Genomic DNA, 22,204 nt, shown 5'->3' with positions numbered 1-22,204 from the left:
CGCCAAAAAGTGATATGTTTTCCCGGCTCATGCAAATTCGGTTCACCTCTTGAGAATTCCATCGACGCAGGCGCTGCGCGCCCTCGACAGTTTTGCCCGCCACGGCAGCGTCTGGCGCGCCGCGGACGAACTGCATCTGACCCGCAGCGCCGTCAGCCATCAGCTTCGCCTGCTCGAACGCGATCTCGGCTTCGATCTGCTCGAGCGCATCGGCAAGGGCGTGGCGTTGACGCCGCGCGGCCAACGCTATGCCAGTGACGTGCGCAAGGCGCTGACGGTGCTGGGCGATGCGGTAACGCGCCATGCCGGCACCGGCGTCGGCGGCTCGTTCAGCGTCAGCTGCACGCCGGGCTTCGCGTCGCTGTTCCTGTGTACTCACATTGGCGAATTCCGGCAGATGTACCCCGATGTCGCGCTGCGTATCCTGACGCCGCGGCGGCTGGACGATGTCAGCAATGCCGAAGCCGACGCCTTCATCGCCTTCGGCGTCGGCAACTGGCCGAACCGCTCCGTCGAGCTGTTGTGCGAAATCTCGTTCACGCCGCTGTGCAGCCCGACCCTGCTCAACAAGATCGGCGGGTTTTCCAGGCCCGCCGACGTGCTGCGCGCCAATCTCCTGCATCTCGGCGACACCGAGGACTGGGCGCGCTGGCTGGCGCTGTCGAAGGTCGAGAATCCCGACATCGAAGGGGGCATTTTCTTTTCCGATATGAACCTGGTTTTTTCGGCGGCGATCGCCGGCCAGGGCATCGCCATGGGCGACGAGTTGACCAGCCGTCGGGCGCTGAGCGAAGGCCGGCTGGTCCGCCCGTTCGACATCGCGATCAAATCGCCGCGTTCCTATTTCCTCGTTTCCGAACATGCGAAGGCGAGCCACCCGGTGCTGAATGTTTTCGTTGGATGGTTGCGGTCGAAGCTGTCGGAGAACCAGCGTTAATCTCCCCCCTTGAGGGGGAGATGGCCGCGAAGCGGCCAGAGGGGGTCGCTTCGGCTGGGCTCGGCCCGGTCTGCTTTCAAAGAAAGAGGAAGTCGCCACTCCACGCGAGACGACCCCCTCTGTCGCCTTCGGCGACATCTCCCCCTCGAGGGGGGAGATTGGCGCCATAGATGAATCAAATTTGCCGGTCAGGCGAAAACTATTCGGTTGCGGTGAGCCGCCGCCCTGCCTACGATTTCAATCAGCGTTGAGGACAAAGGCAGGATGCAGCAACCCGGCCGTGCCGCAGAGATCAAGGCAATCGGGATCGGCAAGAGCTTCGGCTCGTTCCGTGCATTGGACGATCTGACGCTCGACATCGGCCGCGGCGAGTTCCTGACCCTGCTCGGGCCGTCGGGTTCGGGCAAGACTACCTTCCTGATGATCCTTGCCGGTTTCGTGCAGCCGACCGACGGTCGCCTGTTCAGCGACGGCGTCGACATCACCGAGCGGCCGGCCGAGCAGCGTGCCGCCGGCATGGTGTTCCAGGGCTACGCGCTGTTCCCGCATATGAGCGTCGAGGCCAATATCGCCTTCCCGCTCAAGGTGCGCAAGAAATCGGCGGCCGAGATCAAGCGACGCATCAGTGAGATGATCGAGCGCGTCGGGCTGAAGGGCCACGAGAAGAAACTGCCGTCGCAATTGTCCGGCGGCCAGCAGCAGCGCGTCGCGCTGGCGCGTGCCTTGGTGTTCGAGCCGGGCGTGCTTTTGCTCGACGAGCCGTTCTCGGCGCTCGACAAGGGCCTGCGCGGCCAGATGCAGGCCGAGATGAAGCGGCTGCACCAGGAAACCGGAACCACTTTCGTCTTCGTTACCCATGACCAGAGCGAGGCACTGGCGCTGTCGTCGCGCGTCGCCATCTTCAACCACGGCAAGTTGCTGCAGGTCGGCGCGCCTGACGAGGTCTACGACCGGCCGGCCAACCGCTTCGTCGCCGAGTTCCTCGGCGAGATCAACATGCTGCCGCTGAAGGGCGTGCGCAATGCCGACAACGGCGCCACCGGTCTGTGCGAAGACCGCACCATCACGCTGCGCGGCAATGCAAGCGCCGTCGGCAGCAACGCCATCCTGGCGATCCGGCCCGAATACATGTCGATCGCGCCCGAAGCGACAGCCGGCGAGAACGGCATCGCCGCGACTGCGGTCGCCTCGACCTATCTCGGCGCTGCGACGCGGCTCGATCTCACGACGCGCCAGGGTGCCAAGGTGACGGTCTCGGTGCCGAACGAGGTCGCCGCTTCGGCACTCAGCAAGGGCAATTCCGTGTGGCTGACATGGCCTGCGGAAAAAGGTTTCCTCCTTCCGGACGGAGGACAATGACGACCGGCGTGGCGAAGCTGAAATTCGCCAGGCTGGCTTTCGGGAAATATCAACGACAAAAAAGGGGAACTGACATGACAAACAATTCAGAGATGAGCGAAACCAAGAAACACTCCATCGAGACACTGTCCGCCAGGGCGGTGCGCGGCGAGATCTCGCGCCGGCAGTTCACGCAGCTGGCCGCACTCGTGCTGGCCGGGACGCCGATGCTGCTGCGCTCGACCGACGCCTTCGCGCAAGCCAAGGAACTGGTGCTGGTCAACTGGGGTGGCGACGCCATCACCGCCTATGACGCGGCCTATGGCCAGGCCTTCACCAAGGAAACCGGCATCACCGTCAAGATGGATGGCTCCGGCCCGACCGAGGGCGCGATCGCGGCGCAGTTCAAGAGCGGCGCCCCGACCTGGGACCTTGTCGACGTCGATCCGTTCTCGGCGATCACGCTCGGTGCGCAAGGCATGCTGGAGCCGATCGACTATTCGATCGTCGACAAGAACAAGATGCGCGAGGGCTTCGGCTGGGAGCACGCCGCCTCGACCTATTTCTTCTCCTATGTCATCGCCTATGATTCCGAGAAATTCGGCAGCCAGGCACCGACCGGCATGGCCGATTTCTTCGACGTGACGAAATTCCCCGGCAAGCGCTCGCTCTACAAATGGGGCGTGTCGAGCTGGGAAGCGGCACTGCTCGCCGACGGCATCGCGCCGGCCTCGCTCTATCCGCTCGACCTCAAGCGCGCGCATGACAAGATCGCCGCCTTCAAGGAAAACGTCGTGGCCTATTGGGGCGGCGGCGCCGAAAGCCAGAGTGTGCTGCTCGACGGCGAGGCTTCGATGGCGATCGTCTGGTCGACCCGCGCCTCACTGATCGAGCAGGATTCCGGCGGCAAGATCAAGTTCATTTGGGACCAGGGCCTGATCTCGCCCGGCGCGCTCGCCGTGCTCAAGGGCAATCCCGGCGGCACGGACGCGGCGATGAAGTTCATCGCCAGCGCCCAGGATCCGGAGAAGCAACTGATCATGTTCGACAAGCTCGGCCAGGGTCCGGCCAATCCGGCCACCGACGCGCTGATCCCCGCCGACAAGAAGCGCATCAACCCGGTCGACCCCGAAAACATGAAGAAGCAGATCCCGCTCGACATGGAGTGGTACGCCAAGAACTACGGGGCAGCACTCGACGAATACACGAAGATCATCTCCGCCTGATAGACCGGGATAACCGGGGCCGAGATGAAAGCATATCTCTCCGACAGGATGGGCGCGGCGCTGCTGATGGCGCCGCTGCTCCTGTTCCTTGGCGCCGCCTACGCCTGGCCATTCTTCGGCGTTGTCAACTGGAGCTTCACCCTGCCCGAGCCGGGGCTCGGGCAGTATGGCACGCTGCTTAGCGACCCGCTGGTTCAGTCGGTGTTTGTCCGCACGCTGCGCATCGCCGCAATCGTCACGATTGTTTCGGTTGCCGCCGCCTACGCCATCACCGTGGTGTGGGTGCGCGGCACGCCGGCGCAGCGCGTGATCGCCGAGTTCTGCATCTTGGTGCCGTTCTGGATCTCGGTGCTGACGCGCGCCTTCGGCTGGGTGGCGCTGCTTTCCAATCGGGGCCTGTTCAACACCTGGCTGCAGGCGATCGGCTTCATCTCCGAACCGCTGACGCTGGTGCGCAACGAATTCGGCGTCATCGTCGGCATGACGCATTTCCTCATTCCCTTCGCTGTGTTTCCACTGGCGTCTTCGATGCGCAGCCTTGACGACCGCGTGCTGCTGGCGGCGCGCGGGCTCGGTTCCAGCCGCATGCGCACCTTCTGGTCGGTGTTCGTGCCGATGACGCGCTCCGGCATCATCGGCTCGGCGCTCATCGTCTTCGTCTTTTCGCTCGGCTTCTTCGTGACGCCGGCGATCCTCGGCGGCGGCCGCAGCGTGATGGTCGCCGAGCTGATCTATCTCCGCATCTTCCAGAGCCCGGACTGGGGCCTGGGGGCGGCGATCAGCGTCGTACTGGTGCTATTCGTCGGCGCACTGATGGCGCTGGTGTTCCGTTATGTCAGGCCGAGGCAGCTGATCTGATGCCGACCTACCGCCCGGGCCCCGTCTCGCTGATCCTCGCCGCCTTGGTGGCGCTATTCCTGTTGTTGCCGCTGCTTGCCGTCATTCCGGTGTCGCTGACGCCGACCCGCATGCTGGCGATGCCGTCCGGCGAATTGTCGCTGCGACACTACCGGGCGCTGATCGAGGATCCGCGCTGGATCAACTCGATCCTGCTCTCGATCAGGATCGGCGTCGTCAGCAGCGCCTTTTCCACCGTGCTGGCGCTGTGCTTTAGCCTTGGCGTGTGGATGTTCCAGCCGCGCTTTACCGCCGCGCTGGTCGGCTTCGTGCTGCTGCCGATGGTGGTGCCGCCGGTGGTCTCGGCGATCACGCTCTACTTCCTACTGACCTCGATCTCCGGTGCCAGCTCGTTCTTCGGCTATGACACCTGGCTCGGTGTCGCCATGGCGCATGCAGTGATGACGGTGCCCTTCGCCACGGTGCTGATCCTGGTGTCGCTCAGCCAGCTCGACCGGCGTATCGACCTTGCCGCACGCGGCCTCGGCGCCACCGTGTGGGAGCGCGCCACACGCATCATCATGCCCAACATCAAATTCGGCATCGTCACCGCCGCCCTGCTGTCCTTCGTGCTGTCATGGGAAGAGATCGGCGTCACCCTGTTCATCACCTCGGTCAACGCCATCACGCTACCCAGGCTGATGTGGATGGGCCTGCGCGACAACATCGACCCGGCGATTGCCGCACTCTCAGTGATCCTGATCATCATCACGGTGCTGGTGCTCGCGGCGCGCGGTGCTGTGGTCAGGCTGCGCCGGGCGCAGTAGTGGTAGGCAGACGCGTGCCTGCCCTACCCGGGGTCGGCATGCGTTCGTTGCTATGCTGGTGAGCGGCTCGTTGGCGACTCCGATTGGAACGGGACGCCCGCCGACCTTCTGGCGGCGGAACGCCGCTTTCACGCCATGATGACAGCCGCAAATGAAACCTTGTACCACGCCATGCGTTTTGGTGCGTTCAACTCACCAAAGGTTCCACCATGGATCAAGGATGGTTTTCCAAGCCGGTTGCTGTTTCGGTCGGCATCACTGGAACGATCCGACATATTTCCAACGCACAACAGGCTGTCGAATTGCTGACAGGCCAGTGGCGCGACGCTGGCAGCCTGCAACATGGCGCCGCACTGCGCGCATGCCGCCGGGCCATGAGCGGCGATGTTACAACCGAAGCCGCAAGGGATGCCTTTGTCGGCGCCGCGCGGGAGGCGCATGTTCTGGTCGAGTGAGTGGCCGGGCCTGCTCGCCCTGGCCATCGAGCATTCGTCGTGAATTCGGGAGCCGGACGGAGCGCGGCTCGCCAGCGCGTCCGTTGGGCGCGCGTTTCAGGCACCATGCAGCCTTGGAATGGCACTGACGTCTACTTCGCGTTCAGCATGCCAGGCATCGTAGCCGGCCTGCATCCTGAGCCAGATCGCGGCGCCGTCGCCGAACATCTTTCCAAGACGGGCGGCGACAGCCGGCGACACTGGCTTCTTCTCACGGATGATGTCGTAAAGCTGCTGGCGCGAGATCCCGAGCAGGTTGGCGATTTCCACCTTGGTCTTGCCGGTTGCGGGAATAATGTCATCGAGAAGCGCGCCGGGATGGGAGGGGCAGCGCTCGATCGGCCTTTTCGGCTCATAAGAGGTCATGGTTGATTATCCTTTGGTTTGGGCCGCCATGTCCCTTAGTTGTATTGGATTGCCGGACCGGACCGAATACCTGGCCGAGCTATGACACGGCATCGCCCTATCCCATGGCGTGGCGAATGGTCTTCGACAGACGGCTAAGGAATGCCGGTCTCGACGACGCGTCAAGCTTCCACGACAGCACCGCCGTCGCCATTTTCCGCGGCAACACCCCGACCGACAGGAACCAGGCGGCAAGGACGGCGCGCCGGCGCAGGGACGCCGTCATTTCGAGGCTGGCCACGGCGCCCGCCGCCCCGAGCGCCAGCCGGGAATCATTGGCCACGGGGTGCTGGCGCTTGTCTGCGCACAGCGACGCCAGCCGCTCTTCCAGATGGACCGGATCGTGGCGGACAGCCTCCGACGGCACAATGGTCAGGCCGATCCCGGAAGCCTGGTCCGACAGCGCCTGCATGCGGCGGAAATCGTGGGTTACCCTCCAGCGTGCCCGCTCGGCGAGCTTTTCACCGAAGACCGAATGGTTGGCGCCGTGGATCCGGTAGGCGCCGAGGCATTCGTCGATGGACCGGACGTGCCCGTACATGGGTGCCAGCGTTGCAAGATAGCCATCGGCGCCCTGGCGGAACTCCGGCTCGGGAATCGGCATGATCGATTCGAGGGTTGTTCGGTCAAAGGCCAGCCCGCTGGTCACAGTCGTCTGATAGCGGCCCTTGTGCAGGAGTTTCGGCATGACGTCACCGCTGTCGAAGGGCAGTTCGGGCGGCGGAAAGACGTCCTTGATGCGTTGTCGTTCGTCGACGATATGCAACCTGGACTGCACCTGGGCGGTTGCCGCGTCCCAGACGTCGACGATCCTGGAAATGGCGGTCGGATAGAGAAAGTCGTCGGCGTCGAGGAACAGGACGATCTTGCCCGAGCTTGCCGCAAAGCCGGTGTTGAACGCGGCGGCATGCCCGCCATTTTGCGCTCGCGGGCAGGCGAGGATCCTGTCCCCATATGATTTCATGATTGTCGTGGAATTGTCCTGCGATGCATCGTCGACGACAATGACTTCGACATCCGCGTAGTCCTGCTCCAGGGCACTGTCGATGCTGCGTTTGAGAAAACGCGCGTAATTGTAGTTCGGGATGATGATGGATACCGGAATTCTCGGAACAGACTGCATCGCATTTGACCTCGCATCTTGCTTTGGTTTCGGCAAAACCCGCTCACGGGCCTGCCCCCTCTTCAAGCGCGACGAGTTCCTGAGAGAAAGGCCTGCGCTTTCCAGCAGGAGACGGGTCACGTGTCTCTTTGCGACTTCGTATTGAGGCCGCCATGCCTTCGAGGGCTGCCGCCTTGGTCAAGGTCGTGGTCGGCGGCAGCAAAAGCTCCGACGGTTTTCGGCCGGTCGCAGCCGAGCCCGACGGAATGTCTCGCCCTCGATCGCGATCAGGTCGGGATCGAGGCGGACGAATGAAGGCAGGTGGATACTGAGCTTCAAATGCGGCCGGGGCAAGCCCTGCGCCAAAAAACAGGGTTGGCATTGCGTTTCAGACGAAGGCCGGCGCTCTTCCCGGAGCCGGCGAGCCGGCTCCGGGTCTGTATGGTCGCAGACCTGAACAGTCAGGCGGCCTGAAGCCCTGGCAGCGACAGGTCAGCTTCCTCCGGCAAGTCGCCGGCCATCGCGGCGGCAAACTTGGTCTGGTCGAGTTCCCCTTCCCAGCGCGCCACGACCACGGTCGCCACCGCATTGCCGACGAAGTTCGTCAGCGCCCGGCATTCCGACATGAAGCGGTCGACGCCGAGGATCAGCGCCATGCCGGCGACCGGCACCGTGGGTACGACCGAGAGCGTCGCGGCGAGGGTGATGAAGCCGGCACCGGTGATGCCGGCGGCACCCTTGGAGCTCAGCATGGCGACGGCGAGCAGCAGGATCTGGTCACCGAAGGTGAGCGGCGTGTCTGTCGCCTGCGCGATGAACAGCGCGGCCAGCGTCATATAGATGTTGGTGCCGTCCAGGTTGAAGGAATAGCCGGTCGGGATGACCAGCCCGACCACCGAGCGGTTGCAGCCGGCGCGCTCCATCTTGGCCATCAAGCCCGGCAGTGCCGCTTCCGAGGACGAGGTGCCGAGCACCAGCAGCAGCTCTTCCTTGATGTAACGGATCAACGCCAGGATCGAGAAGCCGTTGTAGCGGGCAACCGCGCCAAGCACCACCAGCACGAACAGCAGCGCCGTCAGGTAGAATGTGCCGATCAGCATGGCGAGGTTGGCGATCGAGCCGATGCCGTATTTGCCGATGGTGAAGGCCATGGCGCCGAAGGCGCCAATGGGTGCGGCCTTCATCAGGATGGCGACGAGGCGGAAGATCGGCGTGGTCAGTGCCTGCAGGAAATCGACGACCGGGCGGCCGCGATCGCCGACCAGTGCCAGGGCGAGCCCGAACAGCACCGAAAAAAACAGCACCTGCAGGATGTCGCCCTTTGCGAAAGCGCCGGTGATCGTGTCGGGGATGATGTTCAGCAGGAAGCCGACGATGCTGGTGTCGTGCGCCTTTTCGGCGTAGGTCGCCACCTGCGTGGCGTCGAGCGTGGCCGGATCGACATGCATGCCGGCGCCCGGCTGCACGACGTTCGACACGACGAGGCCGACGACGAGCGCCAGCGTCGAGAATGTCAGGAAGTAGATCATCGCCTTGCCGGCGACGCGGCCCACCTTCTGCAGGTCGGAAACGCCGGCGATGCCGGTCGCCACCGTCAAAAAGATCACCGGCGCGATCACCATCTTCACCAGCTTGATGAAGGCGTCGCCGAACGGCTTCATCGCCTCACCGGTTTCGGGATAGAAATGGCCGAGAAGCACGCCGGCGGCGATCGCCGCCAGCACCTGCACATAGAGATGCCGGTAGAAGGGAAGTTTGCCGCGCGGCTCGGCGGCAGCGAATGCTGTCTGCATGACGTCCTCCATTGTGCTCCGATCGAAAGCTCGACCTCCCGGAGCGATTGCATTGACCCCCAGCAGCCTCGCGACCGCTGAATTTGCGTTTGCAACTGCCGTGCCAGACCGCGCGGAAGAGACCATCAATCTGATTTTATTGACTATTCTCGAACGCAAGGCTTCGCCTCGTATCCAGAAAGTGCGGATATTCGCGTGGCCGAATTGTGCTTTGTGCGAAATCATGCACAAATGGGTGATGCTGCAACGCCCCGCCGCTGCCTTGCCGTCGACGCCCGAGCAACTCGGCAGGCGAGCGCGCCATGCCTGGCTGCTGTTTGCGGCCATCGCCCTTGCGATCGCCACGGCCGCACTTTACGGCGCCGGTCTCTATGGCCGCACCACGGAGGTCGGGGCGCTGGCGGCGCAAGGCCGCACCGATGCCAATCTGAAGGTCGCGCTGCTGCGCGCCGTGCTGGAAAGCCCACGCGCCCTGCCCCTGCTGCTGTCGGAAGACCAGCAGGTCCGAGACGCGCTGGCGCAGAAACACGCCGCTGCAATCGATGTGCTGAACCGCAAGCTCGAAGGGCTGGTCTCCGGCACCAAGGCTTCGGTGCTCTATGTCATCGGCACCGACGGGCTGGCGATCGCCTCCAGCAACTGGCGCGAGCCGATCAGCTTCGTCGGCAACGACTACCGCTTCCGCGATTATTTCTCCGGGGCGATGCAATCCGGAACCGCCGAATATTTTGCGCTCGGCAATGTCAGCAAACGCCCCGGCCTCTACATCTCGCGACGCGTCGGCGATGCTGCCGCACCGCTCGGCGTCGTCGTCGTCAAGGCGGAGTTCGACCAGCTCGAAGCCGACTGGCACGAGGCGAACCGCCCGGCCTATGTCAGCGACGAGCATGGCGTCGTCCTGATCACCAGCGTGCCGTCCTGGCGCTTCATGACGACGACACGGCTTGCCGGGCCTGATCTTGCCGCCATCCAGGACAGCCAGCAGTTCGGCGATGCACTGCTGATGCCATTGCCGATCACGCGCCCGCAGGCGCTTAGCCCGGACATGTCGATCGTCCATGCCGTGACGCCCGGCGGCAGCGATGCGGAATATCTCAGGCTTTCCACGCCGGTTCCTTCGACCCCCTGGCGGCTCGACTATCTCGTCCCGGCCGAGGCGCCGATCGCCGCCGCGGTCCGTGAAATGCGGCTCCTTGCGCTCGGCGTCATCGTTCCGTTGCTCGGCCTTGCTGCGTATCTGTTGTGGCGTCGGCAGTCGGCGCAGATGCGGATCGCAGCCGAACAGGCGGCGCGCACCGAGCTTGAACGCCGCGTCGTCGAACGGACCGAGGATCTGAGCCGCGCCCGCGACCGGCTGCAGGCCGAGATATCAGGCCACCGCAGCACCGAGGCCAAGCTGCAGGTGGTGCAGCAGGACCTTGTCCAGGCCAACCGCCTCGCCATCCTCGGCCAGGTTGCCGCCGGCGTCGCCCATGAGATCAACCAGCCGGTCGCCACCATCCGCGCCTATGCCGACAACGCCCGCGTCTTCCTCGACCGCAAGCAGACTGCGCCTGCCGAGGAAAACCTCGGCGCCATCGCAGCACTTACCGAACGCATCGGCACCATCACCGAGGAGTTGAAGGCCTTTGCCCGCAAGGGCCGCACCGCTGCCGAGCCTGTCGAGTTGCGCGGTGTCATCGAGGGCGCCGTGGTGCTCTTGAGAAGCCGCTTCGCCGGCCGGCTCGACGCCCTGGCCATCGACCTGCCGCCACCGAGCCTCAAGGTCATGGGCAACCGGGTCCGGCTCGAACAGGTGCTGATCAACCTCTTCCAGAACGCGCTTGAAGCGCTGGAAGGCCGCGACGACGCTCATGTGCGGGTTTCGGTCGAGGACACGGCGGACAGCGTGACGGTCGGCGTGTCCGACAACGGCTCGGGCATTCCGCCAGGGATTCTCAGATCGCTGTTCACGCCGTTCAACACCTCTAAGGAAAAAGGCCTCGGTCTTGGCCTCGTCATCTCGAAAGATATCGTCGCCGATTATGGCGGACGCATCGAGGTTTCGAGCAACGACAGCGGCACCCGCTTCACCATCCATCTCTTGAAAGCAGCGTAATGGCCAAGGCAGCATGACGAACGACGACGCAGCGCCGGTCATCCTGATCGATGACGACAGCGACCTTCTCAAGGCCACCGCGCAGACGCTTGAGCTTGCCGGCTTTTCGGTATTGGCTTTTTCGGTGGCGGCCGAGGCGCTGGCCAGGCTCGACGCCGGTTTTGCCGGCGTGGTGGTGTCGGATATCCGGATGCCTCAGATCGACGGCTTACAACTTTTCGACCGCATCCTGCGGCTGGACGCGGACATTCCGGTCATCCTCGTCACCGGGCATGGCGACATTGCGATGGCGGTCAAGGCGATCAAGGACGGCGCCTATGACTTCATCACAAAACCCTTCGCCGCCGACCGGCTGGTGCAGAGCGTGCGCCGCGCCGCGGAAAAGCGCGGCCTGGTCATGGAAAACCGCGCCTTGCGCGAGGCGGCCGGAGAGGCGCAGGACGGCCTGCCGCTGATCGGCCAGACGCCGGCAATGGAAAGGCTGCGCCGCACGCTGCGCCAGATCGCCGACACCGATGTCGACGTGCTGGTGACCGGCGAAACCGGTTCCGGCAAGGAGGTGGTGGCCAGCCTTCTGCATCGCTGGAGCCGCCGCGCCAAGGGCAATTTCGTCGCGCTGAATTGCGGCACGCTGCCGGAGACGGTCATCGAGAGCGAATTGTTCGGCCATGAGGCGGGCGCCTTCACCGGCGCGCAGAAGAAGCGGATCGGCCGCATCGAACATGCCAGCGGCGGCACGCTGTTCCTCGACGAGATCGAAAGCATGCCGGTCTCGACACAGGTGCAGATGCTGCGCGTGCTGGAGATGCGCGAGGTCACGCCGCTCGGCACCAACGAAATGCGACCCGTCGACCTGCGCGTCGTTGCGGCCGCCAAGGTCGATCTCGGCGACCCGCACCAGCGCGGCACGTTCCGCGAGGACCTCTACTACCGGCTCAACGTGGTGACGATCTCCATCCCGCCGCTGCGCGAGCGCCGCGACGACGTCGCCCTGCTGTTCTTCTATTTCGCCGAGCGCGCCGCCGCCCGCTTCCGGCGCCCGGTGCCGGCGGTGCCGGCCTCGGTGCACCGCCATCTCAGGGAGCATGACTGGCCGGGCAATGTGCGCGAACTCGCGCATTTCGCCGAGCGGTTTGTGCTTGGATTGGAGGAAGGTGCCGGAGCGCCATCCCCTGCCCCAACCCAGCCGGATGCCGCCATGAAGCTGCCGGAGCGGCTGGAGCGCTACGAGGCCGACATCATCCGCGAGACGCTTGGCCGCAACGAGGGCGATGTCAGGCGCACGATCGAAGCGCTGGGGATTCCGCGCAAGACCTTCTACGACAAGCTCCAGCGCCACGGCATCGTGCGCAGCGAGTTTTCCAGATAAGGGGCCGGCGCCTCGGCCGAGCGGCTCGGCTACTTCGCGTCGTGGAAGATGACGCCGACGGTGTGGCCGTCATATGGGTGAAACAGCGCGCGCAACCAACCGTTTCCTGCCAAAAGCGGATTTGGCGTGGAACGGGACGCGAGGCTTCGCCGCACCTTCGATTGGCTCAAGCCTTCCTGCGATAAGTAAATATCCATTTGCCATTTCCATGAGATGATGACCCATAGGCTGGCGGGGGTGGGCGCATGTTTCGAGAACGGCATAGTTTTTTCTGGCGGGCACTGACGGGCGTTATCGTCTTGCTGGCAATGGCATCTTGTGCCCCGGTTGACCAAAATTTTGCGGACTGCGTTGGTCAAGCCGTCGGGACCATCCGGCAAATCGAGGCCTGCACGCAGATCATCGAGAGCGGGAGTGGACCCGCCGACAAGCTTAGCACCGCCTATTTCCTGCGCGGCAATAGCTGGGGCGTAAAGGCGGACTATGACCGTGCCATTGTCGATTTCGACAAGGCGCTCGACCTCAATCCGAACAATGCCGAATACTACTTTTACCGGGGTGTCACCTGGTCGAACAAACACGATTTCAGCCACGCCATCGCGGATTACAACCGGGCAATCGGCCTCGCTCCCAGCGTCAGCAAATATTATAACAGCCGTGGCTTGAACTGGGCATACCACGGGGATGATATTCGTGCCATCGCTGACTTCGATCAGGCGATCCGCCTCGAGCCCAAAAACGCCCAAGCCTATGCCAATCGGGGTCTCGCCTCGACACGCAAAAACGATTTTGATCGTGCCATCGCCGATTTCGACCAGGCGATCAGCCTCGATGCGAAACAGGGCGACGCCTACAATGGTCGAGGGGTGGCCTGGACACACAAAGGCGATTACGACCGCGCCATCGCCGACTATAGCCAAGCGATCAGCCTCAATCCCAAAACCGAATATGCCTATACGAATCGAGGCGCTGCTAGGGCCTACAAGGGCGACTATCAACAGGCAATCGCCGACTATGACGAAGCGATCAGCAATGATCCGAAGCAGGCCGAAGCCTATTATGGGCGAGGCGTAGCTCGAGCCAGCGTAAATGACAGTGACGGCGCCTTCGCCGACTATGAACAGGCAATCACGCTCGATCCGAAATTCGTAAACGCCTACAACAACCGAGGACTGCTGTTAATTGAGAAGGGCGAGCACGACCGCGCCATTACAGACTACAACCAGGCGATCAGCCTCGATCCGAAAAATGCCATCTTCTATTCCAACCGAGGTCTGGCGTGGGCCAATAAGGGCGACAATGGCCGTGCCATCGCCGACTATAACGAAGCGATCAGGCTCGATCCGAAATTTGGCGATGCCTACTACAACAGAGGCAACACCTGGACAGCAACGGGCGACAACGACCGCGCCGTTGCCGACTACAGCCAAGCAATTCGGCTCGATCCGACTAATGCCAAGATCTACAGCAACCGCGGCTTGGCCTTGTACAACAAGGAGCAATACGACCTCGCCATTGCCGATTTTGACCGGGCGATCAGCATCAATCCGAGGGAGCCAATCTTCTACAACAACCGAGGTATGTCCTGGTCACACAAGGGCGACGGCGACCGAGCGATCGCTGATTTTTCTCAAGCGATCGGCCTCGACCCGAAATACGCATACGCTTACCGGAATCGAGGCCTGATGCGAGCCGCGAAGGGCGACTATGACCGCGGCGATCGCCGACTACGATCACGCGATCGGCGCCGATGCGAAATACGCGGACGCCTACAACAGCCGGGGCGCTGCCTTGCTAAGCAAAGGCTACTATGACGGCGCAATCACCGATTTCGATCAGGCCATACGCATCGAGCCGAAGCAGATCGACGCCTATGTGAATCGAGGCTTGGCCCGTATGCACAAGCGCGATTTCGACCAGGCCCTGGTCGATTACGACAAGGCGATCAGGCTCGATCCGAAACATGCTGGAGCCCACAACGGTCGAGGCCTCGTCTGGTTCAGCAAGGGCGAAACTGAGCGCGCTATCGCCGAATACGACAAGGCAATCGACCTCGATCCGAAACAGGCCGACGCTTACAGCAATCGAGGACTGGCCTGGAGACGCATGGGTCACGTCGACCGCGCAATGGCCGACTTCGATCAGGCTATCAGCCTCGATTCGAAAAACGCCCATGCTCATTACAATCGAGGCATGGCGTGGTCCGCCAAGGGCGACGACGATCGCGCCATGATCGATTACAACCAGGCGATCAGTCTCGATCCCAAAAACATCGATGCGTACAAGAATCGAGGACTGATTTGGGCTGCCAAGGGTGACAATGCCCGGGCCATTGCCGAATACAGCACGGTGATCCGCCTTAATCCCAAATATGTCTACGGCTACTTGGGTCGAGGTATTCTCAATTTCTATTCCGGCGGGCTTGCCAAGGCACAAGCCGATTTCGAGCAGGCAGCAAAGCTCGAGCCCGATGATATCTATGTTGCGATCTGGCTTGATATGGCCAAACGGGCAATGCCATGGCGGGCTATTTGCGGGAAGCGGCAAGCAAGCTCGACATGACGAAATGGCCAGCGCCGGTGGTTCACATGCTGCTTGGGGAACAGACGCCAGCCGCGGTGCTGGCGGCTGCCGATGACTTGGATGTGACCACGAAAACTGGACAAGTATGTGAGGCCAATTTCTATACTGCCGAACTCAATCGGCTTCAGGGACACGACGATGAAGCCTTGCGGCTTTACAAGATCGCGGTCGGCACTTGCCCTAGGAATTTCGACGAATACCGTGCTGCCAGGCTTGCCCTGCGCGAACTCGGCATGCGGCCTTAGAGCCCAACCCTGCCAAACTAATTCAGGCCGGACCGCGCTCATCTGTAAGGCCATCTGTAAGGAATGCATCCCGGAGGAGTTTCCGATCTTCGCGGCCCTGCGCTAGACTGAGCAACCGCAACCGGGCGCACGTCCATGATTGTCCAGACCTGCATCAATGGCGCGCGCAGCGCCGATTTCCACCCGCAACTGCCGCTTAACGCGGAAGCCATGGCGCGGGTCGGCGCCGCCTGCGTGGCTGCCGGTGCCGCCGAGCTGCACGTCCATGCACGCGGGCTCGATGGCCGCGAAAGCCTCGCACCTGACGCGATGAACCCGACCGTGCTGGCGCTCCGGCGCGCCTGCCCGGGAACGCTGATCGGCGTGTCGACCGGCACCTGGATCGAGAACGACGACGAGCGGACGCTGGCGGCGATCGCCGGCTGGGGCGAGCTGCCCGACTACGCGTCGGTCAATCTGAGCGAGGATGCCGCGCCCGAGGTCATGGAGCGGCTGCGGCAGCGCGGCGTCGGCATCGAGGCCGGGCTCGCCTCCGTCACTGATGCCGAGCGCCTGGTCCGCCTCGACCGCGGCAGCCAGGTGCTGCGCATCCTGATCGAGATTTCCGAGCAGGAGCTGGACGCGGCGCTGGAGGTCTGCGACGGCATCGCGGCGGTGCTCGACCACGCCGGGGTGCGTCGCGCCATATTGCTGCACGGCGCCGACGCCACAGTGTGGCCGTTCGTGCGCAGGGCGGCGGAGCGCAACTGGTCGACGCGCGTCGGGCTGGAAGACGGCAAGGCGCTTCCGGACGGCACTACGGCATGGGGCAATGCCGCACTGACGGCTGCTGCGGTGGCGATTCTCCGGGCCAGTCGCTGATTCATCCCATAGGTTTCGGGCGCCTTGCCCGATCTTTCGGGATCCTGCGTCAGGCCACGTCCCGCAAAGTCGAACGTGGCGTCACCGACTTGGCGCCGGCGCGATCCTCGTGAAGCGCGAAGCCCGTCGCGCCCGGATCGCCCAGTTCGGGGCGGAGCTGCATGCTCGGGATGTGGTAGTCACCGCCATTCTGCTGCCGATAGGGAATCGGCCGGATTGTCTCGAGCGTCCGCATCCTTTCGCGCAGCCGCTCCGCGACGGGCTCGAAATCGGCCTCCCCGAAACGATCCACTCTATAGACCACGAACGGCGGCAGCACGTCGTAGCCCGGATAGTAGAGGATCCCGTGATTGATCGGAAACAGCAGGTCGTCGATCGGGCCGTTGACGCCTCGGGCGGAGTAATGCTCCTCCCAGCCGCCGGTGGTCACGATCAGCATCGCGCGCTTGCCGGCGAGCGTTCCCTCACCAAAGCGGTCGCCCCATCGCTTGTCGCTGTGCTCGCCGACGCCATAGGCGAAGCCGTAGGCGTACACCCGGTCGGCCCAGCCCTTGAGGATCGCCGGCATGGCGTACCACCACAGCGGGAACTGGAGGATCAGCGTGTCGGCCCACAGCAACTTGTCGATCTCTGCTTTAACATCTTCGGTTAGCGTGTTGGTCGAAAAAGCTTTTTTTGATGCCCCAGCCGGCAGGAAGCGTGCTTCTGGCTGCCACGACGGAAAGTCGGCGCGGTCCACCTCGGCTTTCCAGCCATCGGCGTAAAGGTCCGACACCCGCACCTCGTGGCCCTGGGTCTCGAGTTCCCTGATGGCGACATCACGCAGTGCGCCGTTGAGCGAACGCGGTTCAGGATGAGCAAAAACAAGCAGGACTTTCATGGGTCAACTCCGAAGAAGGATGATGGCGCTGAAGGTAGCCAGCCCCGGGATGATCCGCTACATCTGAGCAATGCATAAGATTATGCCGAATAATGGATAGGTCTGACGTCACACTCGAGCGCATGCGCACCTTCGTTCGCGTCGCCGAGCGCGGCAGCCTCTCGGCGGTGGCGCGCGAACTCGGAATTGGGCAGTCGACGGTCACACGGCATCTGCGCGAGCTCGAGGAGGCCGTCGGCGTGGCCTTGCTCAGCAGGACCACCCGGCGTGTCATGATGACCGATGAAGGCAGCCGTTACTATGCCGACGCCGTCCAAATCCTGCGCCTCGTTGAGCAGGCCGGCGATGAAGCGCGGGGCACCCGCGGCGCGTCGGCCGGCACGATCCGGATATCCTGCACTGCGGCGCTCGGGGTCTTGCACATCAGCCGGCTGATCTTCGCCTTTCAGGACCGCTATCCCGACATCGGGATCGATCTCAGCCTCACCGACGAGCGCATCAACCTCGTGCGGGAGGGCGTCGACATCGCGCTTCGCCTCGGTCCGCTCACCGACAGCTCGATGAAACTGCGGGCGCTAGGCCAGTCCCGGCGTTTGCTGGTGGCAGCACCAGCCTATCTGGCGGCGCGGGGCAGACCGGCTGTCCCGCAGGACCTGCCTGGCCATGAAGGCATCCGGATGTCGAACATCGCAGGAAGCGACACGCTCGCCCTGCAGGGGCCGGGCGGCGAACGCCATGCGGTGCCTTTTGGCGGCCGATTTCGGATCGACCATGGGCTTGCCGCGCGCGAAGCGCTCGTCGCCGGGCGCGGCATCGCACCTGCCCATCACTGGCTTGTCGACGATCTCCTCGCCGCCGGCCGGCTGGAAGTGATCCTGCCGGACTACACCCCGCCTCCCGTACCGCTGAGCATGCTGATCGTCCCGGAGCGCGCGGGCATTGCCAGGGTCCGGCTGCTGGTCGTTTTTCTCGCCGAGCGGATTGGCGGCATTCCGGGGATCGAGAAACCGCGTTAGTCGGCATGCCCTCGGTCGGCTACGGCACCGGCAAAACCCTCCCGTCTTCCGAGATACACCGTCCGGCCCTGTTGACAGACGGCCGAACGCTCTTGCGATTTCAAAAGAAACACCCTAAGCTATTTTCATATCAGAAAGAAAACTCCATCATTTCTTTTCATTTATGAAAGCTTGAGTGTTTGCGGGAACATCTCGATCAGACCGACCGGCGACTTGTCAAGCTGCTGTCGCAGGATGCGCAGCTTGGCGTCAATCGGCTCGCCGAGAAGATGGGCGTCTCCGTCCCGACGGTGCGCATGCGGCTACGCAACCTGCTTGACCGCAACCTGCTCAAGATCGTCGGGCTGCTCAACCTGACCGAGCGCCCAGAATTGATCTCGGCGATCGTCGGCATCAATGCGCAGGGCCGAGGCCGGGCTCGGGAACTGGCGCAGCGCATCGCCGAACTGCCTTTCGTGAACTCGGCCTCCGTCGTCACCGGACGCTTCGACATCATCGTCGACGTGACGGTGGCCGGCGATGTCGCCGATCTCTACCGCGTCACCAGCGAGCTGATTCCCGGCGCGGGCGAACCGGGCGAAGTCGTGCGCAGCGAGACGTTCGTCGTCATGGCCTCCTGCAACAAATGGGTCAGCCTGCCGGAAGGCTGCTGGTCGGACGAGACCAAGCGCGACGAAACTGGCCGAAAGGAAATGCCATGAAGATCGCGGTTCTCGGCGGCCTCGGCCTGCAAGGCCGGGCGGCGATCGCCGATCTCGTCGCTAGCGCCGGCGTCGAAGAAGTCGTCTGCGTCGATACAGCGCCGCATGGGGCAGCACGTCTTGGCGGCCTGACCGATCTTGCCCGCGTGCGTTTCGTCGTGCCTGAAGGCGCAATCGCTCCAGTATTGGCGGAGGTGCTGACGGGTGTCGACGCCGCCATCGACCTGTTGCCGCAGCCGCTGATGCGCGAGGCGGTGCAGGCCGCGATCGCGACGCGCACGCCGCTGGTCACCACCAATTACGGCAAGACGATCGCCGACCTTGCGCCGGCGGCGAAAGAGGCCGGCGTCTCGATCGTGACCGAATGCGGGCTCGACCCCGGAATCGACCTCGTGCTCTACGCGCGCGCTGCAAGGCAGTTCGACGCCATCACCGCGATCGATTCCTATTGTGGCGGTATCCCCGAGCCGAAGGCGATGGCCAAGCCGCTGTGCTACAAGGTGAGCTGGAACTTCGACATGGTTCTGATGAGCCAGAACCGCGACAGCGTGCTGGTCGAGGACGGCAAGCGGGTCGATGTGCCGGCCGGCCAGCAACATGAAAATCGCTTTATCCACGAGATCGAGGTCGCGGGGCTGGGCAGGCTGGAAGCCTTCCCGAACGGCGATGCATCGCATTATGCCGGCATGCTTGCCGCCGCCAAGGGGCTGCAGCGCTCCGGCCGCTACTCGCTGCGCTGGCCGGGCTGGTCGGCGTTCTGGGCGCCGCTGAAGGAGCTTGGCTTTCTATCCGAAGACAAGGTGCCTGGCGTTGGCGCCAGCCCACGTGAATTTCTCGGCCGACTGCTCGGCCCGCAACTGCAATATGGCGCAGATGAGAAGGACCTTTGCGTGATGCGCAATGTCTTCTCAGGCACCCAAGGCGGCGGCCGCAAGACGGTGACATCAGACCTGATCATCGAACGCGACCTCGCATCCGGCCTGTTCGGGATGAGCCTCGGCGTCGGCTATCCCGCAAGCATCGTAGCGCAGATGCTGGCGCGGGGCGAAATCACCGAGCCCGGCCTGCTCAACCCACTGTTGCATGTGCCAGACGGCCGCTTTCTCGATGAGCTGGCCCGGCGCGGTATACGCGTATCCGAAACGATCGACTGGGACTGAAAGTTTTCGAACGGTGGTCGCCGCCGGCAACGGCGCTGCCGCTCAAAAAGCACCCCCAAGGGGTGGAACAACAAAGTGAAATAACAAACGACAACAAGGAGGAATGCCCAATGACGATTGCCAAGCTTTTCATCGCAGGCCTTGCGCTCGCCGGCCTCACTGCCGCGGCCAGTGCCGGAACGCTCGACGAGATCACCAAGCGCGGCGAGTTGCGCGTTGCCGTGCAGACGCAGGGACCTCCCTTCTCACTGGTCGGAGCCGCCGGCGAACGCACCGGCAGTTCGGTCGAGCTTGCCGAACTGATGGCCAAGGAAATGGGCGTGAAGATCACCTTTTTGGATTTCGATTGGGACGGCTTGATCCCGGCGCTGCTGTCGGGCAAGGCCGATCTTCTGGTCGCCGACATGACGCCGACGCTGGCGCGGGCGATGAAGGTCGCCTTCACCAAGCCTTACATGTACACCGGCAGCACCGTCTTCACCAAGGCCGACGGCAAGTTCAAATCCACCGAGGACTGCAAGGCCAAGGGCACCAAGATCGCCGTGCTGCTCGGCGCCACCGGCGAGAAAGAGGCCACGAAGGCCTTCCCCGACGCCGACATCAAGAGCTACAAGGGTGGCGGCCCGCTGCTGCTCGACGCCGTCAACAACGGCCAGGCCGATTGCGGCGTCAACGACGTCTCGGCGGTCAAGGGCCAGTCGACCGCCTACCCGGCCGGCAGCTTCACCATCATGCCGGACATGCTGTCGAAGGAGCCGCTGGCCTTCGCCACGCGCTATGACGAGCAGGATCTGCTGACCTGGATGAACCTGTTCCTCGACCAGGTCAGCCTCGATGGCCGCCTGCAGAAGAACCTCGACTACTGGGTCAATTCCGACGACTGGAAGAAAGACCACTAAGCAGCGGTAGATCCGAGCGGTTTCGCGTGCGCCTCGGCGCTTCGCGAAGCCGCTTGACCGCCCGAGGGACCCCTTCCAGCGATGCTCGAAAATTTCAGCTTCCGCACCATCGTCGAATATCTGCCCCTGTTTGGGCAGGGCCTCGTCACGACCGTGTGGCTGTCTGTCCTCGCCTTTGCCGGCGCGCTCGCCATCGGCATCGTGCTCGCCGCGATGAACCTGCAGCGCGGCCGGCTGTTCCGCATGCCGGCCAAGGCCTATATCGACGCGGTGCGCGCCACGCCCTTGCTGGCGCAGCTTTATTTCCTCTATTTCGGCCTGCCGCGGCTCGGCATCATCCTGCCTGAGCTCGTCGTCGGCATCCTCGCTTTGTCGCTGAACAGCGGCGCCTATGTCGCCGAGATCATCCGCGCCGGCATCCTGTCGATCCCGCGCGGCCAGGTCGAGGCCGGCGTCGCTTCGGGGATGACCTATATCCAGCGCATGCGACTGGTCATCCTGCCGCAGGCGTTCAAGGTGACGATCCCGCCGCTGCTCGGCCAGGCGATCGTGCTGGTCAAGGATTCCGCTCTGCTTTCGCTGATCGCGGTCGCCGAACTGACGCGCGCCGGGCAATTGCTCGCCTCCGACCGCTTCATGCCGGCGGAAGGTTTCATCACCATCGCCGCCTTCTACCTGCTGCTCTATTACGGGCTGAAGGGACTGGCGGCGCTGTCCGGGCGCTGGCTCGGCCTAGCGGGGGCACGGACATGATCTGGCAGCAGCTGCAAATCCTCGCCGGCAGCTATCCCCTCGCCTTACGCGGCCTCGGCATGACCGTGGTGCTGTCGCTGATCAGCCTGGTGCTGGGCACGCTGATCGGCTTTGGCCTCGGCATCCTGCGGACCGGCGGAAACCGGCTGATCAGCGGCGCGATCGGCGCCTGGGTCGACCTGATCCGCGGCACGCCGTTCCTGGTGCAGATCTTCCTGATCTTCTTCATCCTGCCGGAACTCGGCATCGAGTTGGACGCCTTCACCGCCGGCATCATCGCGCTGACCAATCTGGCCGCCTGCTTCATCTGCGAGATCGTCGTCGCCGGCATCCGTTCGGTGCCGACCGGCCAGGTCGAGGCGGCGCTGGCATCCGGCCTGTCGCGTTGGCAGCGCATGCGCCAGGTGGTGCTGCCGCAGGCGATGCGCATCGTGCTGCCGCCGCTGGTCGGGCAATATGTGCTGCTGATCAAGGACTCCTCGGTCGTCTCGGCTATCGGGCTCACCGACCTCACCCGCGTCGGCTGGCTGGTGGTGCAGCGCGTGCCGAACGGCCTGCTGGTCTTCTTCCTCGTCGGCCTCGGCTATTTCATCGTCTGCTATCCGCTGATCATGCTGGCCCGCCGGTTGGAGCAGCGCATCGGTGCGGCTCATGGCGAGGTGCAGTTGTGACGTTGAACC

At 63.6% G+C, this 22,204-nt stretch carries 23 protein-coding genes; 17 read left to right on the top strand and 6 right to left on the bottom strand.

The genetic code is table 11. The features are described 5' to 3' along the window. Positions 1-49 precede the first annotated feature (49 nt). The 5 genes from IHQ72_RS14730 to IHQ72_RS14710 all read left to right on the top strand — a co-directional run bounded on the left by IHQ72_RS14730 (position 50) and on the right by IHQ72_RS14710 (position 5,165). On the top strand, positions 50-937 hold the full coding sequence (locus IHQ72_RS14730; RefSeq protein ID WP_258123087.1) for a LysR substrate-binding domain-containing protein: 888 nt from the start codon (positions 50-52) through the stop codon (positions 935-937). Between the two features lie 264 nt (positions 938-1,201). Next, positions 1,202-2,296 carry an ABC transporter ATP-binding protein gene (locus IHQ72_RS14725; RefSeq protein WP_258123086.1) on the top strand — a complete coding sequence of 365 codons (1,095 nt, stop codon included), beginning with the start codon at positions 1,202-1,204 and terminating at the stop codon, positions 2,294-2,296. A 92-nt stretch (positions 2,297-2,388) separates the two neighbouring features. Beyond that, positions 2,389-3,501, top strand: coding sequence for an ABC transporter substrate-binding protein (locus IHQ72_RS14720; RefSeq protein ID WP_258123838.1), 1,113 nt, complete (start codon positions 2,389-2,391; stop codon positions 3,499-3,501). Between the two features lie 24 nt (positions 3,502-3,525). Continuing rightward, positions 3,526-4,359 (top strand): ABC transporter permease, encoded by an 834-nt coding sequence (locus IHQ72_RS14715; RefSeq protein ID WP_095496496.1) that lies wholly within the window; start codon positions 3,526-3,528, stop codon positions 4,357-4,359. After that, complete coding sequence (locus IHQ72_RS14710; RefSeq protein ID WP_258123085.1) at positions 4,359-5,165, top strand: ABC transporter permease; 807 nt, start codon at positions 4,359-4,361, stop codon at positions 5,163-5,165. Before IHQ72_RS14715 ends, IHQ72_RS14710 begins: the two co-directional genes overlap by 1 nt. A 128-nt stretch (positions 5,166-5,293) precedes the next feature. Here IHQ72_RS14710 and IHQ72_RS37405 read toward each other — a convergent pair whose 3' ends face one another. The 4 genes from IHQ72_RS37405 to IHQ72_RS14690 all read right to left on the bottom strand — a co-directional run bounded on the left by IHQ72_RS37405 (position 5,294) and on the right by IHQ72_RS14690 (position 8,959). Continuing rightward, positions 5,294-5,647 carry a hypothetical protein gene (locus IHQ72_RS37405; protein WP_441338647.1) on the bottom strand — a complete coding sequence of 118 codons (354 nt, stop codon included), beginning with the start codon at positions 5,645-5,647 and terminating at the stop codon, positions 5,294-5,296. A 69-nt stretch (positions 5,648-5,716) separates the two neighbouring features. Further along, positions 5,717-6,025: a HigA family addiction module antitoxin gene (locus IHQ72_RS14700; protein ID WP_258123084.1), complete on the bottom strand. Its 309-nt coding sequence runs from the start codon at positions 6,023-6,025 to the stop codon at positions 5,717-5,719. Between the two features lie 97 nt (positions 6,026-6,122). After that, entirely contained in the window at positions 6,123-7,187 is a 1,065-nt protein-coding gene (locus IHQ72_RS14695; RefSeq protein ID WP_258123083.1) for a glycosyltransferase family 2 protein, read from the bottom strand. Positions 7,188-7,627: 440 nt separating this feature from the next. Continuing rightward, positions 7,628-8,959 carry a dicarboxylate/amino acid:cation symporter gene (locus IHQ72_RS14690; protein ID WP_258123082.1) on the bottom strand — a complete coding sequence of 444 codons (1,332 nt, stop codon included), beginning with the start codon at positions 8,957-8,959 and terminating at the stop codon, positions 7,628-7,630. A 223-nt stretch (positions 8,960-9,182) separates the two neighbouring features. Between IHQ72_RS14690 and IHQ72_RS14685 the strand changes: the two genes are divergently transcribed. Next, complete coding sequence (locus IHQ72_RS14685) at positions 9,183-11,057, top strand: sensor histidine kinase (protein ID WP_258123081.1); 1,875 nt, start codon at positions 9,183-9,185, stop codon at positions 11,055-11,057. A 13-nt stretch (positions 11,058-11,070) separates the two neighbouring features. Then, on the top strand, positions 11,071-12,426 hold the full coding sequence (locus IHQ72_RS14680; protein ID WP_258123080.1) for a sigma-54-dependent transcriptional regulator: 1,356 nt from the start codon (positions 11,071-11,073) through the stop codon (positions 12,424-12,426). A 29-nt stretch (positions 12,427-12,455) separates the two neighbouring features. On the opposite strand, the gene IHQ72_RS14675 is transcribed toward IHQ72_RS14680, so the two are convergent. Beyond that, positions 12,456-12,689, bottom strand: coding sequence for a hypothetical protein (locus tag IHQ72_RS14675; RefSeq protein WP_258123079.1), 234 nt, complete (start codon positions 12,687-12,689; stop codon positions 12,456-12,458). On the opposite strand from IHQ72_RS14675, the gene IHQ72_RS14670 reads away from it, so the two are divergent. The 4 genes from IHQ72_RS14670 to IHQ72_RS14650 all read left to right on the top strand — a co-directional run bounded on the left by IHQ72_RS14670 (position 12,672) and on the right by IHQ72_RS14650 (position 16,115). After that, entirely contained in the window at positions 12,672-14,240 is a 1,569-nt protein-coding gene (locus IHQ72_RS14670) for a tetratricopeptide repeat protein (protein ID WP_374120354.1), read from the top strand. The two genes, IHQ72_RS14675 and IHQ72_RS14670, sit on opposite strands and share 18 nt — an antisense overlap. Further along, a complete protein-coding gene (locus tag IHQ72_RS14660; RefSeq protein WP_374120353.1) occupies positions 14,134-14,988 on the top strand; it encodes a tetratricopeptide repeat protein in 855 nt (284 codons plus the stop codon). Before IHQ72_RS14670 ends, IHQ72_RS14660 begins: the two co-directional genes overlap by 107 nt. 26 nt (positions 14,989-15,014) lie before the next feature. Further along, positions 15,015-15,254, top strand: coding sequence for a hypothetical protein (locus tag IHQ72_RS14655; RefSeq protein ID WP_258123078.1), 240 nt, complete (start codon positions 15,015-15,017; stop codon positions 15,252-15,254). A gap of 135 nt (positions 15,255-15,389) precedes the next feature. Beyond that, positions 15,390-16,115: a 3-keto-5-aminohexanoate cleavage protein gene (locus IHQ72_RS14650; RefSeq protein ID WP_258123077.1), complete on the top strand. Its 726-nt coding sequence runs from the start codon at positions 15,390-15,392 to the stop codon at positions 16,113-16,115. A 49-nt stretch (positions 16,116-16,164) separates the two neighbouring features. Here IHQ72_RS14650 and IHQ72_RS14645 read toward each other — a convergent pair whose 3' ends face one another. Continuing rightward, positions 16,165-16,995: an NAD(P)H-dependent oxidoreductase gene (locus IHQ72_RS14645; RefSeq protein WP_258123076.1), complete on the bottom strand. Its 831-nt coding sequence runs from the start codon at positions 16,993-16,995 to the stop codon at positions 16,165-16,167. 92 nt (positions 16,996-17,087) lie between these two features. Here IHQ72_RS14645 and IHQ72_RS14640 point away from each other — a divergent pair, with 92 nt between their 5' ends. The 6 genes from IHQ72_RS14640 to IHQ72_RS14615 all read left to right on the top strand — a co-directional run bounded on the left by IHQ72_RS14640 (position 17,088) and on the right by IHQ72_RS14615 (position 22,195). After that, positions 17,088-18,011: a LysR family transcriptional regulator gene (locus IHQ72_RS14640; RefSeq protein ID WP_258123075.1), complete on the top strand. Its 924-nt coding sequence runs from the start codon at positions 17,088-17,090 to the stop codon at positions 18,009-18,011. 179 nt (positions 18,012-18,190) lie between these two features. Beyond that, positions 18,191-18,712, top strand: coding sequence for an Lrp/AsnC family transcriptional regulator (locus IHQ72_RS14635; protein WP_258123074.1), 522 nt, complete (start codon positions 18,191-18,193; stop codon positions 18,710-18,712). Then, positions 18,709-19,872, top strand: coding sequence for a saccharopine dehydrogenase family protein (locus IHQ72_RS14630; protein ID WP_258123073.1), 1,164 nt, complete (start codon positions 18,709-18,711; stop codon positions 19,870-19,872). Before IHQ72_RS14635 ends, IHQ72_RS14630 begins: the two co-directional genes overlap by 4 nt. Before the next feature lie 110 nt (positions 19,873-19,982). Then, positions 19,983-20,771, top strand: coding sequence for an ABC transporter substrate-binding protein (locus IHQ72_RS14625; RefSeq protein WP_258123072.1), 789 nt, complete (start codon positions 19,983-19,985; stop codon positions 20,769-20,771). Between the two features lie 81 nt (positions 20,772-20,852). Further along, positions 20,853-21,524, top strand: coding sequence for an amino acid ABC transporter permease (locus IHQ72_RS14620; RefSeq protein WP_258123071.1), 672 nt, complete (start codon positions 20,853-20,855; stop codon positions 21,522-21,524). After that, on the top strand, positions 21,521-22,195 hold the full coding sequence (locus tag IHQ72_RS14615) for an amino acid ABC transporter permease (protein ID WP_258123070.1): 675 nt from the start codon (positions 21,521-21,523) through the stop codon (positions 22,193-22,195). Before IHQ72_RS14620 ends, IHQ72_RS14615 begins: the two co-directional genes overlap by 4 nt. The last annotated feature ends 9 nt before the right edge of the window (positions 22,196-22,204 follow it).

It is taken from the genome of Mesorhizobium onobrychidis (genome assembly GCF_024707545.1).
Lineage (GTDB): Bacteria > Pseudomonadota > Alphaproteobacteria > Rhizobiales > Rhizobiaceae > Mesorhizobium > Mesorhizobium onobrychidis.
This window is presented reverse-complemented; position numbering and strand designations above follow the sequence as displayed.

Coding starts and splice junctions, on each gene's coding strand:
- IHQ72_RS14725 (WP_258123086.1), top strand. CDS start 1,202: ATGCAGCAACCCGGCCGTGCCGCAGAGATCAAGGCAATCGGGATCGGC.
- IHQ72_RS14720 (WP_258123838.1), top strand. CDS start 2,389: ATGAGCGAAACCAAGAAACACTCCATCGAGACACTGTCCGCCAGGGCG.
- IHQ72_RS14715 (WP_095496496.1), top strand. CDS start 3,526: ATGAAAGCATATCTCTCCGACAGGATGGGCGCGGCGCTGCTGATGGCG.
- IHQ72_RS14710 (WP_258123085.1), top strand. CDS start 4,359: ATGCCGACCTACCGCCCGGGCCCCGTCTCGCTGATCCTCGCCGCCTTG.
- IHQ72_RS37405 (WP_441338647.1), bottom strand. CDS start 5,647: ATGGCCAGGGCGAGCAGGCCCGGCCACTCACTCGACCAGAACATGCGC.
- IHQ72_RS14700 (WP_258123084.1), bottom strand. CDS start 6,025: ATGACCTCTTATGAGCCGAAAAGGCCGATCGAGCGCTGCCCCTCCCAT.
- IHQ72_RS14695 (WP_258123083.1), bottom strand. CDS start 7,187: ATGCAGTCTGTTCCGAGAATTCCGGTATCCATCATCATCCCGAACTAC.
- IHQ72_RS14690 (WP_258123082.1), bottom strand. CDS start 8,959: ATGCAGACAGCATTCGCTGCCGCCGAGCCGCGCGGCAAACTTCCCTTC.
- IHQ72_RS14685 (WP_258123081.1), top strand. CDS start 9,183: ATGCACAAATGGGTGATGCTGCAACGCCCCGCCGCTGCCTTGCCGTCG.
- IHQ72_RS14680 (WP_258123080.1), top strand. CDS start 11,071: ATGACGAACGACGACGCAGCGCCGGTCATCCTGATCGATGACGACAGC.
- IHQ72_RS14670 (WP_374120354.1), top strand. CDS start 12,672: ATGTTTCGAGAACGGCATAGTTTTTTCTGGCGGGCACTGACGGGCGTT.
- IHQ72_RS14675 (WP_258123079.1), bottom strand. CDS start 12,689: ATGCCGTTCTCGAAACATGCGCCCACCCCCGCCAGCCTATGGGTCATC.
- IHQ72_RS14660 (WP_374120353.1), top strand. CDS start 14,134: ATGACCGCGGCGATCGCCGACTACGATCACGCGATCGGCGCCGATGCG.
- IHQ72_RS14655 (WP_258123078.1), top strand. CDS start 15,015: ATGCTGCTTGGGGAACAGACGCCAGCCGCGGTGCTGGCGGCTGCCGAT.
- IHQ72_RS14650 (WP_258123077.1), top strand. CDS start 15,390: ATGATTGTCCAGACCTGCATCAATGGCGCGCGCAGCGCCGATTTCCAC.
- IHQ72_RS14645 (WP_258123076.1), bottom strand. CDS start 16,995: ATGAAAGTCCTGCTTGTTTTTGCTCATCCTGAACCGCGTTCGCTCAAC.
- IHQ72_RS14640 (WP_258123075.1), top strand. CDS start 17,088: ATGGATAGGTCTGACGTCACACTCGAGCGCATGCGCACCTTCGTTCGC.
- IHQ72_RS14630 (WP_258123073.1), top strand. CDS start 18,709: ATGAAGATCGCGGTTCTCGGCGGCCTCGGCCTGCAAGGCCGGGCGGCG.
- IHQ72_RS14625 (WP_258123072.1), top strand. CDS start 19,983: ATGACGATTGCCAAGCTTTTCATCGCAGGCCTTGCGCTCGCCGGCCTC.
- IHQ72_RS14620 (WP_258123071.1), top strand. CDS start 20,853: ATGCTCGAAAATTTCAGCTTCCGCACCATCGTCGAATATCTGCCCCTG.
- IHQ72_RS14615 (WP_258123070.1), top strand. CDS start 21,521: ATGATCTGGCAGCAGCTGCAAATCCTCGCCGGCAGCTATCCCCTCGCC.